At 70.1% G+C, this 16,526-nt stretch carries 18 protein-coding genes; 17 read left to right on the forward strand and 1 reads right to left on the reverse strand.

The window, feature by feature from the left end:
* Positions 1-1,323 precede the first annotated feature (1,323 nt).
* The 16 genes from RJ05_RS04095 to RJ05_RS29195 all read left to right on the forward strand — a co-directional run bounded on the left by RJ05_RS04095 (position 1,324) and on the right by RJ05_RS29195 (position 12,934).
* Positions 1,324-1,695, forward strand: a complete 372-nt coding sequence (locus RJ05_RS04095; protein WP_036533279.1) for a hypothetical protein — start codon at positions 1,324-1,326, stop codon at positions 1,693-1,695.
* A gap of 30 nt (positions 1,696-1,725) precedes the next feature.
* Positions 1,726-2,010 (forward strand): hypothetical protein, encoded by a 285-nt coding sequence (locus RJ05_RS04100; RefSeq protein ID WP_036533280.1) that lies wholly within the window; start codon positions 1,726-1,728, stop codon positions 2,008-2,010.
* Positions 2,011-2,036: 26 nt separating this feature from the next.
* Positions 2,037-2,528 carry a DUF6301 family protein gene (locus RJ05_RS04105; RefSeq protein ID WP_228790382.1) on the forward strand — a complete coding sequence of 164 codons (492 nt, stop codon included), beginning with the start codon at positions 2,037-2,039 and terminating at the stop codon, positions 2,526-2,528.
* Positions 2,525-2,968 carry a TY-Chap domain-containing protein gene (locus tag RJ05_RS04110; protein ID WP_036533283.1) on the forward strand — a complete coding sequence of 148 codons (444 nt, stop codon included), beginning with the start codon at positions 2,525-2,527 and terminating at the stop codon, positions 2,966-2,968. The genes RJ05_RS04105 and RJ05_RS04110 overlap by 4 nt, the downstream gene beginning before the upstream one ends.
* 115 nt (positions 2,969-3,083) lie before the next feature.
* Complete coding sequence (locus RJ05_RS04115) at positions 3,084-4,829, forward strand: hypothetical protein (protein WP_036533285.1); 1,746 nt, start codon at positions 3,084-3,086, stop codon at positions 4,827-4,829.
* Positions 4,830-4,943: 114 nt separating this feature from the next.
* Positions 4,944-6,809 (forward strand): hypothetical protein, encoded by a 1,866-nt coding sequence (locus RJ05_RS04120; RefSeq protein ID WP_138445727.1) that lies wholly within the window; start codon positions 4,944-4,946, stop codon positions 6,807-6,809.
* Positions 6,806-7,591, forward strand: coding sequence for an ESX secretion-associated protein EspG (locus RJ05_RS04125; protein ID WP_036533289.1), 786 nt, complete (start codon positions 6,806-6,808; stop codon positions 7,589-7,591). The genes RJ05_RS04120 and RJ05_RS04125 overlap by 4 nt, the downstream gene beginning before the upstream one ends.
* A gap of 13 nt (positions 7,592-7,604) precedes the next feature.
* Positions 7,605-7,946, forward strand: coding sequence for a hypothetical protein (locus tag RJ05_RS04130; protein WP_036533292.1), 342 nt, complete (start codon positions 7,605-7,607; stop codon positions 7,944-7,946).
* Between the two features lie 51 nt (positions 7,947-7,997).
* Complete coding sequence (locus RJ05_RS04135) at positions 7,998-8,297, forward strand: YbaB/EbfC family nucleoid-associated protein (RefSeq protein ID WP_036533294.1); 300 nt, start codon at positions 7,998-8,000, stop codon at positions 8,295-8,297.
* A gap of 114 nt (positions 8,298-8,411) precedes the next feature.
* Positions 8,412-8,732 carry a hypothetical protein gene (locus RJ05_RS04140; protein ID WP_036533296.1) on the forward strand — a complete coding sequence of 107 codons (321 nt, stop codon included), beginning with the start codon at positions 8,412-8,414 and terminating at the stop codon, positions 8,730-8,732.
* Entirely contained in the window at positions 8,729-10,033 is a 1,305-nt protein-coding gene (locus tag RJ05_RS04145) for a hypothetical protein (protein WP_036533298.1), read from the forward strand. The genes RJ05_RS04140 and RJ05_RS04145 overlap by 4 nt, the downstream gene beginning before the upstream one ends.
* A gap of 33 nt (positions 10,034-10,066) precedes the next feature.
* The gene (locus RJ05_RS04150) at positions 10,067-10,405 is read left to right on the forward strand and encodes a PE family protein (RefSeq protein WP_036533300.1); all 339 of its coding nucleotides are present in this window, start codon (positions 10,067-10,069) and stop codon (positions 10,403-10,405) included.
* Positions 10,406-10,435: 30 nt separating this feature from the next.
* Complete coding sequence (locus RJ05_RS04155) at positions 10,436-11,413, forward strand: PPE domain-containing protein (RefSeq protein WP_036533302.1); 978 nt, start codon at positions 10,436-10,438, stop codon at positions 11,411-11,413.
* On the forward strand, positions 11,410-12,201 hold the full coding sequence (locus RJ05_RS04160) for an ESX secretion-associated protein EspG (protein WP_036533304.1): 792 nt from the start codon (positions 11,410-11,412) through the stop codon (positions 12,199-12,201). The genes RJ05_RS04155 and RJ05_RS04160 overlap by 4 nt, the downstream gene beginning before the upstream one ends.
* A gap of 93 nt (positions 12,202-12,294) precedes the next feature.
* Positions 12,295-12,585 (forward strand): WXG100 family type VII secretion target, encoded by a 291-nt coding sequence (locus tag RJ05_RS29190; RefSeq protein WP_014349133.1) that lies wholly within the window; start codon positions 12,295-12,297, stop codon positions 12,583-12,585.
* Positions 12,586-12,646: 61 nt separating this feature from the next.
* Positions 12,647-12,934, forward strand: a complete 288-nt coding sequence (locus RJ05_RS29195) for a WXG100 family type VII secretion target (RefSeq protein ID WP_051016217.1) — start codon at positions 12,647-12,649, stop codon at positions 12,932-12,934.
* An 83-nt stretch (positions 12,935-13,017) separates the two neighbouring features.
* Here RJ05_RS29195 and eccE read toward each other — a convergent pair whose 3' ends face one another.
* A complete protein-coding gene (eccE, locus tag RJ05_RS04175; protein WP_234012350.1) occupies positions 13,018-14,739 on the reverse strand; it encodes a type VII secretion protein EccE in 1,722 nt (573 codons plus the stop codon).
* A 289-nt stretch (positions 14,740-15,028) separates the two neighbouring features.
* Between eccE and eccB the strand changes: the two genes are divergently transcribed.
* The gene (gene eccB, locus RJ05_RS04180; RefSeq protein ID WP_036533306.1) at positions 15,029-16,525 is read left to right on the forward strand and encodes a type VII secretion protein EccB; all 1,497 of its coding nucleotides are present in this window, start codon (positions 15,029-15,031) and stop codon (positions 16,523-16,525) included.
* Position 16,526 lies beyond the last annotated feature (1 nt).

Here is a 16,526-nt window from a genome sequence, read left to right on the forward strand (position 1 = left end):
CCGGTGCCGCCGGTGCCGCCGGTCCCGCCGGTGCCGCCTGTGCCTCCAGTGCTGCCTGTGCCACCCGAGCCGCCCGTGCCGCCGCAGCCACCTGTGCCACCGCAACATCCGCCGCAGCTGCCGGTACCTCCGGGCCTCCCCGTACCGCCGGTGCCCCCGCCGGCACCGGCGCCGCCGGTTACACCAGAGCCCCCGGCCCCACCGAGGCCTCCTGTGCCTCCGGTCTTGCCGGAATCTCCCGCAGGGTCGGCACCATCCGTGCCGCCGACGCCGCAACCGCTGATGCCGGGGGTTCCTCCGGTATCGGCGGCCCCGCCTGTACCCCCGGGCCTTCCGGACTTGCCGGCTCCGCCGGCGTCTGTACCTCCGGGAGTGCCCGAGATCCCGGCTCCGCCCACGCCCGCGGCACCCCCGGCTTCCCTCGACGCCGCAGGTCCGCAGGCATCGCCGCAGCTGCCCGCACCGCCGGCGCCCACACCCGCAGAGCATCCGGTGCCAACCGCACCTGCGAGTCCACTGGAAGATCCGAGGCACGCGCCCGGTGCGTTCCCGCCTGCTCCGGCACAGTCACCGCCGTCGTCGAACCCCACAGTTGCGACAGGCCCAGATTTCGCGGTGCACACGGAACTTCCGGCCAATCCGGACCTGCCTGCCGGTGGCGAACCGTCATCGCAGGCGCACCCGTCAGCCCCCGTGCCGGGTGCGGGACAGCCGTCCGGGGACGCGGTCGGTGGGGAACGGCACTCAGAACCTCGTACACCGGCTGCCCACCACCGTGCAGACCAGACGGCAGCACCTGCACCTGCGAGTCCATCGGGAGACCTGAGGCCCTTCCCGCCGTCGCCGTCGTTCCCCGCGCCGTGGCACTCTCCGGCCGAGCCGAACCCTGCGGGAACCGCCCCGGAACTCGGGGTGCCCCCGCACCTTCCGGCCCAGTCGGACGATCCCGAGGCTGCCTACCCATCTCAGGCGCCGGGCCCGATGCCGGGCGCCGGGCAGCAGTACGGGCCGGTGGCCGGTGGGGAGCGGTACTCGGAGCCGGTGATGCCGCCTGCGCAGCACTACCGGCCCGACTACGCGTACCCGAATGCTCCGGCGCAACCCCCAGCGCAACAGGGATGGGGTTCGGGTAGCGAGAGCTTCCAGCGCAACGCTGACCATGCGCCCACGTCCGGAGCCCAGCCCGGCCCATGGGGACCGATCCCGCCGCCACCTCCTTTCGGCGGGCCCGGGGGCGGACCGGCAGGCGGCAGCCGCGCGAACGTCGGCGGCGAAAGTAGCCGACGTGGTGAGCGCACGGCCCCCGCGAGCGGCCCGATCCTCGTGCAACCGTTCGCCGGTTTCGGTGTGGCGGCCGAATTCGATCCCGGCACCGGCGCGTTGCAGGCGGTCCCGGCGTCGAACGGCACCAGGGGCGGGGTGTACGGCGACCTGGGTGAGTCGCGGGTGGTGTTCTACCGCGACGGTGCCGGCCTGGCCTTGCGGGTGGACGGTCGTACGATCGACCTCGGCGGCCCGGTCCGCGTCGAATGGGTCCTGCTCGAGCGCCGCACCACGCGGTTCGCGGTGATCGAGAACGGTGTCGTCGTGTTCGAGGTGCGCTACCGGACACTGCCACCCGAGATGGACCTCGGTGCACTGATCCACAGCGTCCTCGCCGACCCACAGCGCCGGGAACAGACCTTCCGTGGATGACCGGGAGACCAGAACAGACAAGGAGGCACCATGCGGGTGAGTCCGCCGACCGATGACGAGCTACGGGCGAACTTCGAGGAAATGCTCGCTTCGGTGTGCAGCGGTGGGGGTTTGCGCTCCGCCACCGGCCTCGATATGAAAACCGAGGACGCCCTGTGGGCGATCGCCCGCGCCTACCCGGAGGTGCCCGACGACCTCGTCGCCGCCGCCCGAGCCGCCTTCGCCGGCCAGCTCGACGGCACCAATGCCCGGGAGCGCAGGGAAGCGCTGGCCCGCAAGATCGAAGAACTCGACCGGCGCGGGCAGACCCGATGACCGCCGACGGATCCGGGGGTGAGCCCATGACGCAGTGGCAGGCGATGACCGGCACCGAGATCGCCGAGCTCGGTACCCGGCTGCGGTCGCTGGCTTGGTCGTGGCAGGTGGCCGACGGCCCGGCGCTGGCCACCGAGTTCGGCTGGCGAGTGCTGCACAGCGACGCGAACTGGGTGATGCTCGACACCGGTTTCGGCCTCGGCAGCGGTGAGATCCGAGGCAAGGACGGCAGAGCCGAGGTCATCGAGGTTCGAGTGACCGATTTCGCCGAGGAATCGCCCGCGGGCCGCGAACGTATCCGCGACGCGTTCGCGGCGTTGGGGGAGGCGCTCACCGAAGCTCTCGGCGCGCCGACGGCCCGCGTCCCCGGCGAGTTTCCGCAGCTGCGCTGGGCAGGCGCGGAGCAGACGCTGGTGCTGCACGAGCTGGCGGTTTCGGTGGTGCTGAAGCTGATCGACAACACCAGGCTCGCCCGCGACGACCGCAACGTCGAGCTCGAGGAACAGGGACTGCTGTGACGGAGTGGGCGCGGCTGGGCACGGGCCTGGCGGCCGAGATGATGCGGCTCGGCGCCGGTTCGGTGCTGCGCATCGGCGAGGACCGAGCGGAGTCGCCGCGCTTCGCCCAGCTGCGTCAACTCGACGACCGGATCTGGGCCGAACTGGTCGGTGACCGCTGGTTGAGCCCCGAGGCCGGGGCAGGAGCCGACGGCGCGCGGATGCTGAGCGCGGCGGGCTGGCAACCGCCGGACGCCGATCACGCCGACAACTGGTGGATCGAATGGTCGTGGCCGCTGCCCTCGGCTCGCTATCGCGAACTGGCCGCGATGATCGTCGACGGCCTGCGCGACGCGTTCGGGATCCCGGACCCGTCGGCCCTGTCGTATGTGGCATGGGATGAGGGCGACGGAAATCGCCCGTTGGATCTGCCCGCATTGGGTTTGGCGCGGCAGAACTGAGTGATAGCCGGGTCGGTTTGCCGTCACCGGCTGTTCCGGCTCCGTTTCACCTGCGGTGGTATGACCGCTTCGAACTTCCCGGTCATCGGGCGCGCAGACGAGGAGAGTGCCGCGAGTGAACAACCCCGCCGACCAGCCGGAACCAGCCCACGAGCAGCCGGCAGGCGAACGCCCCTCCGCGAATTCGGAGACCGGCGCGCGGCCCGCCACCGATGCGGCGCCAGGCACCGCTGCTGCCTCCGACGCCGCTGTCTCCGACGCTGCCGCAGGCGCCCATGCCTACGCTGACGACGACACTGCTGCCGACACCTCCTCCGCTGACGCCGGCACTCCCTCCGCTGACGACGCCGCCTCCGCCTCGGATGCCAACGCCGGCTCCACCTCCACTAACGCCGCCACCGACACCGATGACGACCCCGACGTCGGCTTCAGCCTCGACCCCACCCCCACCCCGCCCGACGCCGACCCGGCCGACCGCGCCACCGAACTCACCCGCCAGATCGCCCGCGCCCTGGCGGCCGCGGCCCCTGCGGGCTGGCAACGTCTCACCGCCTTGTTCGCGCTGACGGCCGCCGCCGAACTCGGGCAGGTCTTCTACATCGACGAGCAGAACCATTCGATCGGCGCGCAGCCGTCGACGGAGTTGCTGGAGCTGGTGCGCCGTCAGCGTCACGAATCCGCGCAGCTCGGCGACGGCCCCTGGTGGCGTCTGCTGTTGACGCTCGGTGCCGGCGGTGAGCTCGACGTCGACTACGACTACGGCGACGAACCGTTCCCACAGGATCAGCTGTTCCCGCCGCAGGCGTACGCCGAGGATCTGCGGGTGTATCCGCGACGTTCGCTGCCGGTGTGGCTGGCCGCCCACCTCGCCCACGCCGACCGGCAGTCCCGCTCGCCCGGCGATGCCGCCGCCCAGGCCCGCGCCGACCGCGCCCGCGACGTTCGCGGTGAACTCGCCGATCACGAGCTGCCAGAGTTTCCGCTGATGTGGGCGCGGTGGGCGGTGCTGTCGGCGGCGTTCGTCGCGGCAGGGTCGCAGTGGGGCCCGCGAATCCTGCCGTCGCTCGGCATGTTCGAAGGTTCCCGGCGCAGCGGCGCCACGCTGTACGCCGTGCCCGGCGGCCGGGCGGTGCTCTCCGGCGGGGTCTGGAACGCACCCGATCTCGACGCCGCCTACAACGGGAACGCGGCCTTGCCCGAGCTGTATGCCGGTGCGCCCGAGTGGGTGGCCAACCCGGTGCTCAACGCGCGTGCTTCCACCGGCCTGCTCTCGTTCTGCTACTGGTGGGACAGCGGCCACTGGTATTGCGGCGAATCGCCGGGCGCGCAGGGGATCGCCGAAGCGGTGCCGGGGTTCTGGACCTCCGACACGGTGGTGGCTGTGGTGCTGCGTTTGATCACCGCCGAGCCGGACGACCGTGACCGGCGTGCGGCCGCGGCTTTGCTGTCGGCCGCCGAGGTCGGTGTCGCGACGAGGGACACCCTGGTCGAAGTCTTCGGCGACGACGGCGATTTCGATATCGACAGCGCCTTCTACCAGCTCACTTTGGCCGGCGTCGCACTCTCGCTGCCCGAGCCGATGCCGCAGGAGCAGGCGTTGGCGCGGGTGCGCGCACATCTGTCCGATACCGGGGCCGACACCACCGGCTATCCGCCACATCAGTTGGTCGCCGAGCGGATCAGCGTCGGCTGGATGGTGTACGTGCCGGTCGCGCCGGAGGACATCGCGGTCGGCCGCGCCATCTTCTACCTCGCCGACGACGGTGTGCTCGAACAGGCGAGCTCATCGGTCGCCCCCTCGGCCTACATCGCCGAGTTCGAGCAGCGTTTCCAGCAGCGGCACCGCTCGGTCGACCACTGACCTCAGCGGAAACGCTCGGCCCGAGCATGATTCATCGCGCGGCTACCTGCCGTTCAGTTTCTCCACGGGATGATCACGCACCGTGTGGTCAGCGAGTGGGAAGGAGCTGTGCCGATGGCCGGAGAAAACAACCCATGGGGCGATCTCCGCACGCAAGCGGGCAACGGCGGGCTGGTGTTCACCAAGGACGTCGCCACCGATGCCGCGTCCTACTGCGCCGACCTGGTCGACGTGCTGAACATGGTGACCGGCAGCCTCGACGACGTGCTGAAGATCGAGGGCCTCGGCCACTTTCCCGGCGCGGTGCGGCTGGCGAACAAGTTCGCCGAGATCGCCGCGGAGTTCCGCGACGAGGTGATGAAGGAACACAAGCGCATCGCCACCGATCTCGGTGAGTCGTTCGTCATCGCGGGAAAGCTGTACGAGGGCACCGATCTGGACGGCAAGGGTCATTTCGATTCCATGGTCCGCACCAGCAACGCGGGCGATCTGATCAAGCACGTCGAGCAGGAGCAGATGTATCACGGCGGCTGGGTCGACATCTCGCCCGACATCCCGAACCTCGGCAACTACGAGAACAAGGACTCCAAGTACGGCGGGCTCCCTGATAGCCTGCTCGATCTCGCCGGTAGTGAAGGCTCCCAAGGGTTCTCGGTGACGGTGCCGCCCGCGCAGACGCTGAACTTCAACCAGCTGTGGTGGCTCGGCGATCAGATCCGTGGCAAACCGGCCTTCATCGCCGTGGCCGGTGGTGACTGGTTCCGGATGAAACTGCAGCTGCAGTCCGGGTTCTCCAACTTCGACCAGAGCATCCAGGGTTTGATGGATTCCGACCGCTGGAAGGGCACCGGAGCCGACGGGGCCGCCCGCGCGGTCCGGCTCTACACCAACAACAGCGGCAAGCTGCTCACCGCGATGCAGCAGCTCAGCGATAATCTCGTCAATGCCTCCGGTTGGACGGCCAACACCGTCTACGGCATGCCCGACCAGAGCGTCGCCTACACCCCTGACGATCAAGAGCACGCCCAGCTCGAGCTGGCCAGGCAGGTCTACGCGAACTGGTACGAGCCCGGTATCGCCGCTTGCGCGAGCGCGATTCCGATCCTGCCCAAGCCGACCGACGCGGTGCAGATGCCGAACGACGACCGCCAGAACCCGGGCAACAACGGCGGCAACAACGGTGGAAACAACGGTGGAAACAACGGTGGAAACAACGGCGGCAACAACGGTGGTAACAATGGCGGCAGTTCCGCCGCTCAGCAACAGCAACAGGCCGGTCTCGCCCAGTTCGCCAAGGATCAGCAGGCGTTGAGCCGGCAGCAACGCGATATGCAGGCCGCGCAGGACAAGGCCGATGCCGACGCCCGCCGTCAGGCCGCCGAGCTGCGTCAACAGCAGGAGCAGGCCCAGCAGCAGGCCGAACAACGCGCCCAGCAGCAGGCGGCCCAGCAGGCGGCGCAGCAGGCCGCGCAACAAGCTCAGCAGGCACTCCAGCAGGGCTTGCAGCAGGCGCAGCAGGCCGCCCAGCAGGGATTGCAGCAAGCTCAGCAGGCAGCACAACAGGCGATGCAGCAGGCGGGTCTGGCCGGGCTGCCGCAGGCGCTGTCCGGGCTGGGCAAAGACTTGCCGAACCTCAAGGGCGGGCTCGGTGCGGGCAAGGGCGTCGGCGGTGGCGGCGCGGGTGGCGGAGCCGGTGGGCTCGGTGGTCTGCCGAAAGAGCCCGCGCAGACGCAGGCGTCGAAGCTGTTCCCGCGCGCCTCGGCCGCTGGTATCGCGGCCGGTGCGATGCGCGGCGCGGGCCTGGCACCCATCGCGGGTGCGCCCGGCGCACCCGGCGGGATGGGCCCGGCGGGCGCAGGCGCGGGCGGTGGTCAGCAGGCCAAGGAGCACAAGCGCGCCGACTACCTCGACTCCGTCGAGCACATCGAAGAAGCACTGGGCGATGCGCCGGTGGTGGCCAAACCTGTTGTGGAGAAATGAACCGGACCTGGGGATTCAGCGATATCGAGTTCGTCGTGCTGTGGGAGTCGCTGCGCCGCGGCGGGCTGCCGTTCCCGTTGTTCTACACCGGGCGCACCGAGGATCCCGAAAAGTTCAAGGCCGAGAAGCTGGCCGCGCGCGATGACGTGCGGCGTCGGCTCGGCGCCGCCTTCGATCCGGTGCTGGAAGCGATCGCCGACCCGGATCTGCGGATCGTGATCAACGGTGGCGACGGTCGCGCTCCGCGCGAACCGAAGGGGCTGGTGCGGCTGCACGGTGCCCGCCGGCAGAACACCGGCTACATCATCGAGCAGCTGCCCGGTGAAAGCTACTGGCACAGTGGCGGGTTCACGGTTCACGAATGCGAGGCGGTGAGCCTGGCCGAGGCGATGGTCGCCAAGATGCCGGAGGCGAAGCCCGGCAAGCAGCGCGATGTGGTGCTGCCCGCGGAGAACCCGGGCGAGGAACTCGATCACTCCTACGGCGGCTCGGCGGTGCACGACTCGTTCGACGATTCGGTCGGCCAGCGCGGCGCCACCTTCCTGGCCACGCCCGCGCCGAGCTACGGAACCATCGATGTGGTGCAGGGCTTTTCGATCTTCGGCCCGCGTGGCATCACCAAACACCGGCTGCGTTGGCGCGATCTGGAAGAGGACGGCCGCTACGTCATCGGTGACGAGACGCCGCCGGTGGCCAGACCGGCCGATCGCAAACATCTGGTCAACGCGATCAATACCCGAGTCGCCGCGGTGATCCGGGCGATCAAGGACGAGCGCGCGTGAAAGGAATGCCGCGATGAGCGAGCAGGATCAGGGCCCGGCGGAATGGACCGCCACGTCCCGCACCGGCGCGATCGCGGTGCGCACCACCGAACAGGGCCTGCCGGTGGGTATTTCGATCGAGCGCACCGAGCTGCGCGGTGATCCCACCGCGCTGGCGGCGGAGGTGCTGCGGCTGTGCAAGCAGGCCGCGAGCCGGGCCGGCCTGGCGCGACGGGCGCAGCTGGAGCAGGCGGGCGTGGCCGAGGACATGCTTGCGCTGATGGGCCTGCCGACCGCTGCCGAGGTGGCCGCGCAGGAAATGGCCGACGAGCAGGACTACGACACCGAGCCGCGCAGCTGGCTGCGCTCGGTCTGAGCTGCTGGTTTTCATCAGTGGGAACAACTGCGCGGGAGAGGAATTCACCTCGTGTTTGAATCTATGGACGAGCTGGAAGCCAGCGTTCGCCGGCGGTTGTATCGCATGCGCGACCTCGCCGACGATATGGCCGCGGTCCGCGCGAGCGAAACCGCGCCGGACGGGTCGATGACCGCCGAGGTCGACGGCAACGGCTCACTGGTGAATCTCCAGTTCACCACGGCGATCTCGGAGCTCACGCCCTCCGAGTTCGAGCAGCGGCTGGTAGCTACCGTCGCAGCGGCGGCCAGGGCGGCCTTTGCCCGGCGCGCCGAAATCGTCGTGTCATTCAACGAAGAAGTCAGCGGGTAGACACGTCACGTTCACCCTGACCGGTCATAGTTTTTTGCGACAGCTCACACCGAAGCCTCAGCTCGGTGGGGGGATTCGCACCAAACATCCAGCATCACCGGATCGGGGAGTACGATGAGCGACCTCGTAGCAACACCTGACGCGATCCGTCGCTACGGCGACGCGGCAGCGGCGATGGCGACGAGCGTGGCCACCGCAGGCAGTGTCGACCAGGCCGCGACCATGGCCGTCGCGGCCCCCGTGTTCGGCTTGATCGGGCAGGAATTCCTGGTGTCCTACGCGATCGCGCAGGGCAACCATCTGTCGTCGGTGATGGAACTGGCCGGAGTGCACGCCGCTACGGCGGTCACCGCACATCAAAGCGCCGCCGCCTACGAGGCCTCCGACGCCGCCGCCGTCGCCGAGCTGGGTGCGGCGACCGCGCCGCTGCAATGAATCCGGAGCTGGACCCCACCGTCGTCGATCTCTTACGTGGCAGCGCCCTCGCGCCCTATATCGACCGGCCGGTGAACGACATCCTCGCGGATATGGGTCTGCCGCCGCTACCGGATCTGTCCGCGATCCCGCCGCTGCCGGAGTTCCCGCCGATGCCGGTGATCGATATCGCCGCGCTGGCCCGTCCGCTGACGGATCTGGCCAGCAGTTTCGGCACCGGTGTGCTCGCACCCCCACCGGGCGGCGGACCGGATCCGATGCAGGTGTTCCAGGCCGTCAACACCGCTCTCACCACCGCGATGCAGCTCGGCACGTCGGCGTTGCAGGCGGTGATGACGATCTGGCAGGGCATGGGCGCGAGCAGTGCCGCGGGCAAAGCCGCCGACGCACAAGCCGACAGCGCCGAATTGGCCGCGCAGAGCACCAATGAGAAGACGGTGCTCGCCGGTGCGGCGACCTCGGTGGCCGTCGGCGGCGCCGAATTGACCGCCATCATCGCCAAATACCTGACCACGATGGTGGCCTCGGCGCCGCTGCTCGCCACCCCCGGCGGGCAGATGTTCATGGTCGCCGCGACCACCGAGGCGCTGGCCTCGGCGACCGCCGTGGTCGCGAAGACCCGCGGTGAGCTGCTCGGCCACTCGGGAAATATGACCCAGGCGGGCAAGAAGGTCGCCGTCACCGGTGCGCCCAAGGGCGTGGACTCGATGCAGCAGGTCATGCAGCTGCTGCAGATGGTCACCCCGCTGATGACGATGGCCGGTACCGGAGCACAGTCGATCGGGCAGCTTGCCGCCGCGAACACCTCGTTGCTGGCGCCGAAACCCGCGGACGGCGAGCGCGATCCGGCCGCGAAGAAGGACGGCGAGCCCGGCAAAGCCCATCCGGGCGCGGGCGGTTGGGGAGTCGGCGGCGGCGGAGTCGGTGGCGGCGGGGTCGGCCCGGTCGCCGCACCGCTGAGCCCGTGGCCGGGCACCCGGACCGCGGGTCTGGGCGCCGTGCCCGGTGCCGTCGGTGGACTCGGTGCCGCGTCGTCCGGTGAGGCGGCGCTGGCCGGCGGACGCTCGGCGGCCACCACCGCGGGCACGGGGCCGGCCATGATGCCGATCGGTGCGGCCGGTGCGGCCGGCGCCGCCGCTGGTGTGCGCGGCGCGGGCGACTCCGGCGATATGCCGAACTACCTGGTGTCCGGTCAGCACGGCGATGAGGTCGTCGGCGATATCGAGGGTGTCTCGCTGCCGGTGGTCGGCGCGGCCGAACCACAGTCCGAAGCACCACCCGACAAAGAACTCACCCTCTGACGCAGTCAGCACGGTCCGATCCAGGAGGTTGTCATGGTCCGCAGTGGTGTGGATTTCGATGGGGTCCAATTCGATGCCGCGGGCGCGGGCGCGGCCGCGCGTGAGCTCGACATTCTGGCCGACCGGCTGGAGCAGGCACTGACCAGCCGGGAAGCCGCCCTGAAGGTGGAACCGGCCGGTGCCGACGAGGTGTCGCGGGCGGCAGCGCAGACGCTGAGCGAGGTGGCGGTGTCCTTTGCGGACAGCACCGCCGCCGGTGTCCACGAGCTACGCAAGCTGGCCGCGGTGCTGCGCAGCCAGATCACCGAGTTCGGCCGGTCCGAAAGCGACAGCGCGGCGGGCTTCGATGTGCCCGCGCGCGGAGCGGCCTAGCTCGGACCGGGCGGCACACGGAGCGCTGTGATGATCGAACCACCGCAGCCGGGATTCACCGGCGTGGTCTGGGAGGCGCGTCAGCCCGACCGGCTGGCCCGCGACCTCGGCACCGGGCCCGGCTCGCTGCCGATGGCCGAGGCCGCCGCCGCCTGGGTGCAGCTGGCGGCCGAACTCGGCACGGCGGTGGTCGATTTCGAGCGAGTGGTGCTCGGTCTGCGCGGAGTCTGGCAGTCGGGCACCAGCCGTGAAGTGCTCGACAAGGTGTCGCGGCTGCGCGAGTGGCTGACCGAGGCGGCGAGCGCGGCGGCCAACAACGCGGTGCGGGCCGAAACCCAGGTGGCGGCCTATGAAGTGGCGCGGCTGGCCATGCCGGACAGCGCGGAGATCCAGGCCATCCAGGAGATCCAGCGGTTGCTCGAGCAGGTCGGATCCGCCCTCGGCGCACCGATTCAGGCCGTCGCCGCCACCACCGACGCCGACGCCGATGCGGCCAAGGCCGCGGCGTCGCGGGTGATGCGCGGCTACGAGTCGGCCAGTGCACCGCTCGCGCAGCCCTGGGTCCAGCAGCCGCCGCCGGTCATCGTGGCGGCCGCGGCGTTGGCGGCCGAGCAGGCGCCCGCCACCGCGCCACAAGCCTCCACACCCGCCCTGCCCCCGGTCACGCCCGGCATGTTCGCGCCCGGCGGCGGTGGTCTCGGCCCGATCCCACGCGCGAAGACCTCCTACCAGGCCGCGGCCTTCACCGAATCGGCCACCACCGAAACCGTGGAAGTCGTGACACCGCAGCAGGTGCCGGCCGCGCACGGCACAGTGCCGCTGGTACCCGGTTCGCCCTTCGCCGCCGCGACGGGCACCCAGGAGGAGGAATACCAGTCGAGGGCCGGCGACGCCGGCACCGACGCTCTCGGCGCCGACCTCGGCATCGTCTCGGCCCCCGCGGTCCTCGGCGCACCGGAACCGGCCGCGCCGCAGACCGGCCGGACCGCACCGGGAGGCGCGGCATGACGCTGGTGACCAACGACGGCCTGCTCGCCGTCGCCGAACGCCTCGGCGTGCAGACGTTGCCGCAGGTGCTCTCGGTTGCGCCGCGACACGATTCCTACGACGCATGGACCGAAGCCCAGCGCCGCGCCGTCACCGAACTGACCGGTGCGGGCGTCATCGACTCCTACGGTGAGGTGGAACCGAACCTCGCCGACGCCCTGTTCACCCTGGCCCAGCCCGACCGTGAACTGGTCGCCCGGGTGTTCACCGGCGCCGCGCCGATTCGCATCTGCCTGGCCCGCCGCGGCCAACAGCACGCCCTCGCGGTCCGCACCGGCGACGACTACGAGATCAGCACCGTCTGGTCCGATGGCTCCGGCGCCACTCTGGCCCGCCCCGTGCTGGCCGCGCTCGGTCCGGCCACCCCTGCCGATGTCGCGGTATTCAGCGCGCCGGCCACCGAGCTGAGCGAACGCCTCGAAGCCGCGCAGACCTCGGCCGAATACGCCGACGCCCTCTATGCGCTCGGCGTCGCCGACCGGGACGCGCCCCGCTACGGGTTGGCCTTCGCGTCCTGCCATGCCTACGCCGAGATCGTGGCCTACGCCCACATCGACGGCGTGACCACCCGGCCGCCGGCGGCGGTCGCGGTATACGACACCGGGCACGGTCGCCTCGTCGCCGCGCCCGGGTTCGCAGCGGATCAGCAGGTCTGGTCCACGGTGACACCGGGCACTGATCACCGGATCGCGGAAGCGATCTCGGCCCTGGTCGAAGCACTGCCCGGGGGAAGGTGGCTGCCGCAGTAGACCCGCAGGGCGTGCAGTAGCCCGCCACTCTCCCCGGCGGTGCCCCGACCGGCACCTTCCGGGTACAGAAATCACAACACGAAAGGTTCGATCATGGTTTACGCCGATCATTCATCCGCCGACAAGGCCCAGGGCGACATGGCCAACGCCGTCGAGGGCATGAAGTTCACCCTCAAGGCCATCACCGACGAGGTCAACGCGGCCCGCGGCTGGGAGGGCGACGCCCGCAACGCCTTCAACGCCGCCGCCGACCGGTGGAACACCGAGGCCACCGAACTCAACGGCGTGCTGAACCGGATGACCGAGCTGGTCGGTGAGGGCAGCGCGACCTTCAAGCGGATCGACGCCGAGGGCGAAGACGAGTTCAACTACATCAAGATCTGACGGCCGCCCACCGAGGCATCGGCCGTAACCACCAGCTACACAACTGATCCGGAGGGTTCTGATGGAATACGACAAGTCTGCGATGACCACCCTGTTCCACGATCTGCAGGGTTTCCGCAAGGCACTGACCGACAATGCCCGTGACATGGCCGACGCGGGCAGCGCGCTCGCCGTCGCCTGGGAGGGCAACGAGGCCTACAACGGCTTCCAGGCCGTGCACAAGGACTGGGACGCCAAGTTCGAGGACACCCTGGTGATCCTGGACAACGTCGCCGCCGCGGTGGAGAGCGCCCTGAACCGCGCCCTCGGCACCGACGGCAAGATCGGCGACGGCTTCGCGGGCGTGTAAGACGCAGCGGGCACGCGGGACGCGTCAGCGTCGAACAGCCGGTCCGGTGAACACCGGGCCGGCTGTCTGCGTTGCCGCCGGATTCAGCGTGCGGCGGCGAGGGATTCGCCGATGTAGCGCATCTCGTCCGGCGTGGTGACCATGTTGGCCGTGGCCTGTGCCGTTGAGGTGCGCACGGTGATGCGGTTGGGGGCGGTGGGGTCCTGGTACAGCGTGACGTCGGCGTCGAAATCGCCGTCGGGTTCGTGCGGTCCACGCACCCGCACGATGGTCGCGCCGCCGGTCAACGCGGTGGGCGCGATCCCGTCGAACACCACAACGGTGGCGGTGCTGAACCCGGTGCCGGGCTGCGTGGCGGCCGGGCCGTGCTGCGGAGTGTTGCCGCCGAATCGGGTGGCCAGCGAGAGCGACTGTGGTGCGCCGACATTGGCGACCATCGTCTGCCAGGCCTCCGGCCGACCGGTGTGCACCACCACATGCGCGCCGAGCGCGATGGCCCGCAGGATCACCTGCTGGGCCAGGTCGAGTTTGCCGATCACCTCGAGATGCCGGGTGCCGTCACCGATCAGCGGCACCGCGATGCCTTGGCCGCGGTGGTCGGCGCCGATGAGCTGTCCGCATCCGCCGGTGGGCACCGCGATACCGGTGAGTGCGCTGAGCGGGCCGTGATAGTCCGCGGCACTGTCGTGCACCACCGTCTGCGCGGGCAGGGTGTCGAGCAGTGCGCGGAACTGCCTGCCACGCAACGGTCGCAGCCCCTCGACGGGCGGTGTGTCGAGCTCGGTCAGGGTATCGAACCGCACCAGCGCGCCGAGGGTGATCGGCGGCGATTCGGCCCGCTTGCCGGCGCCTGGCCGCTGCGTGCCCGGGCGCAGCCGGACCGTCACCATGGTGTTGAGGCTCGGTGTTGCCCAGATATCGGCGAAGCCGCGCGAACCGATGAGCTCCGGCCCGATCTCGTAGCTGGTGAGCCGCAATTCGCCATGGACCAGTGAGTTCTGCGTTTCGGTGAACTGGTCCAGCGGCACTCCCCAGCACATCCGGCGCACCGCCGCGTTCATCTCGCCCGCGGTGAGCACCGACACCGAGATGTCGTGCGCGGCCAGCCGATTGGCTACCCGCCGGGTGGCGATGATGGCGGTGCGCAGGCTGCCCGTGCGCCCGCCGCCACGATTGTCGACCGCCTCCGCGTTGGCCAGCGGGTCCAGCCGCAGCACCAGCCAGACGGTGCGATGGGCGATGGCGGGTAGCGGACCGAGGATGCGGTCGTAGAGCTGGGCCACCACACCGTTGCCCGCGGTGCGCGCGCCGGTACTGATCACGTCGATCGAGGTGAGCGTGATGTCGAACTGGCTGAGGCATTTGCCGATCTCGGTGAGCGGCAAGACCTGATCGGTGCTCAGCGAGCCGCGCCGCAGCAGCGTCATCGCATCCGGTGGCGGATCGATGCGCAACATGGTGACCAGCAGGTCGTTGTCCCAGCGCACGCCGTAACTGCCGCCCTCGGGCAGCGTGACGTCGAACGGCTCGGCCCCGCCGTCGGCCGGTCCGGGCCGGGCACGCCGCCAACGCCATGCCACAGCCGTCGCCACCATCCCGGCGAGATTGCGCGGATCCGCCCGCCGCACCGGCACCGCGCCGAGCAGCAGCACCGCGGCGCCGATCCCGGCGACGGCGGCGATCGGGGCGTCGAGGGCCAGTGCCGCCCAGGCCGCCGTGGCGGCGAGCAATGCCAGCGGAACCATGCGCCGCAGCGGAATATGGCGGAACAACCAGAATTCGGGATCATGTAACGTCGCGTTCACCGCGATGTCCGATCGAATTTCCCCGGATGGGTTTTCCGCCGAATTGTCGGACACGGTTTCCCGTTCGTTTACAGCAACGTTCACTTTTAGTAGCCCTGGGTTCGAATTCCGGTTGTCGGAGTTTGTGTTTTCCGGGGATCTGCAGAACTTTGACAATACCGCGCCGCAGGTGAAATCGCGGGACGGAGAAATCGGCCTCGACCGCCCGCGCACCGCGTCGATTGACACCACCGTTCGGCCGATACTGTAATTGCTCGAGTGAGGGGAGACCCAGTTCTATGGAGGCCATGTGCCGGCACAGCTGACCACCCGGCAGCAGGTCAACGGATATCGATTCCTGTTGCGCAGGCTCGACCACGCGCTGGTGCGCCGGGATGTGCGGATGCTGCACGATCCGATGCGGTCACAGCTGCGTTCGCTGCTGGTCGGGGCGGTCCTCGGGCTGCTGGTCGTCGCGGGTGCGGCGATCCTGGCCTTCATCCGCCCGCAGGGCGCGATCGGCGACGCCAAGATCGTGATGGGCAAGGACAGCGGCGCGCTCTACGTCGTCGTCGCCGACAGCGACGGCGGTTCCACCCTGCACCCGGTGCTCAATCTGGCCTCGGCCCGCCTGATCAGCGGTAGTAGCGAGTCCCCGACCTCGGTCAAGGACGCCAAGCTGGCCGAGCTGCCGCGCGGACCGCTGCTCGGCATCCCGGGCGCGCCGTCGGCGCTGCCCGGCTCGGCGCAGGGCGATCGGTCGGATTGGACACTGTGCGACACCGTCGAGCTGTCCATCACCGGCAGCGCCGCCTCGGCCTCCGGCGTCGACACCGCGGTGCTCGCGGCACGCCCGGAACTGAGCGAACGAATCCGCACCGCGCGTCCCGACGAGGCCGTCCTGGTGCGCCGCTCGGACCGCACCTACCTGATCTACGAGGGCAAACGCGCCGAGATCGACCTGGACGACAGCGTGCTCGCGCGGGCGCTCGACCTCAACGGCGAACGCCCGCGACCTGCGGGCACCGGCCTGCTCGGCGCGGCGACTCCGGTGCCGCCGATCGCGCCGCCGCAGATTCCGAACGCGGGCAAGCCCGGTCCCGGCGCGCTGTCGGATATTCCGGTCGGCGGTGTCATCTCGGTCGCGGCCACCGGCCGGGAACAGGTCGCCGAGCTGTATGTGGTGCTCAGCGAGGGCGTGCAGCACATCTCCGAGTTCACCGCCGAACTCATCCGCACCGCGAACTCGCAGGGCATGAGCCAGATCGAGACGGTCCCGCCGGACGTGCTCACCGGCATCCCGGTGCTCGCGCAGCTGCCGGTCGATCATTTCCCGGCCGCCGTGCCGACCATCCTGTCCGCCGAGGACGCCCCGGTCACCTGTGTGTCCTGGTCGAAGACCGATCAGGGCGAGTCCGACGCGGTCGACGGGCCCACCGATCGCGCATCCGCCGCTCTGCTCGTCGGCGCGAGGCTGCCGCTGCCCGAGGGCGCGCGACCGGTATCGCTGGCGACAGCCGACGGCTCCGGCGACCGGACCGATCAGGCCTATCTGCGCCCGTCGTCGGGGGAGTTCGTGCACGTCACCGGCATGGAACCGGGCAGCCCTCGGCGCGGAAGCCTGTTCTACGTGGCCGACAACGGCATCCGCTACGGCATCCCGGATATCGACACCGCCATGGTGCTGGGCCTCGGCGACGCACCGGAGCCGGCGCCGTGGGCCATCGTCGGGCAGTTGGTGCCGGGCCCGACCCTCGCGCCGAGCGACGCGCTGACCAGGCACGACGTCCTGCCGCAGAACAACTGAG

The organism is Nocardia cyriacigeorgica NBRC 100375 (genome assembly GCF_000308555.1).
GTDB lineage: Bacteria > Actinomycetota > Actinomycetes > Mycobacteriales > Mycobacteriaceae > Nocardia > Nocardia cyriacigeorgica.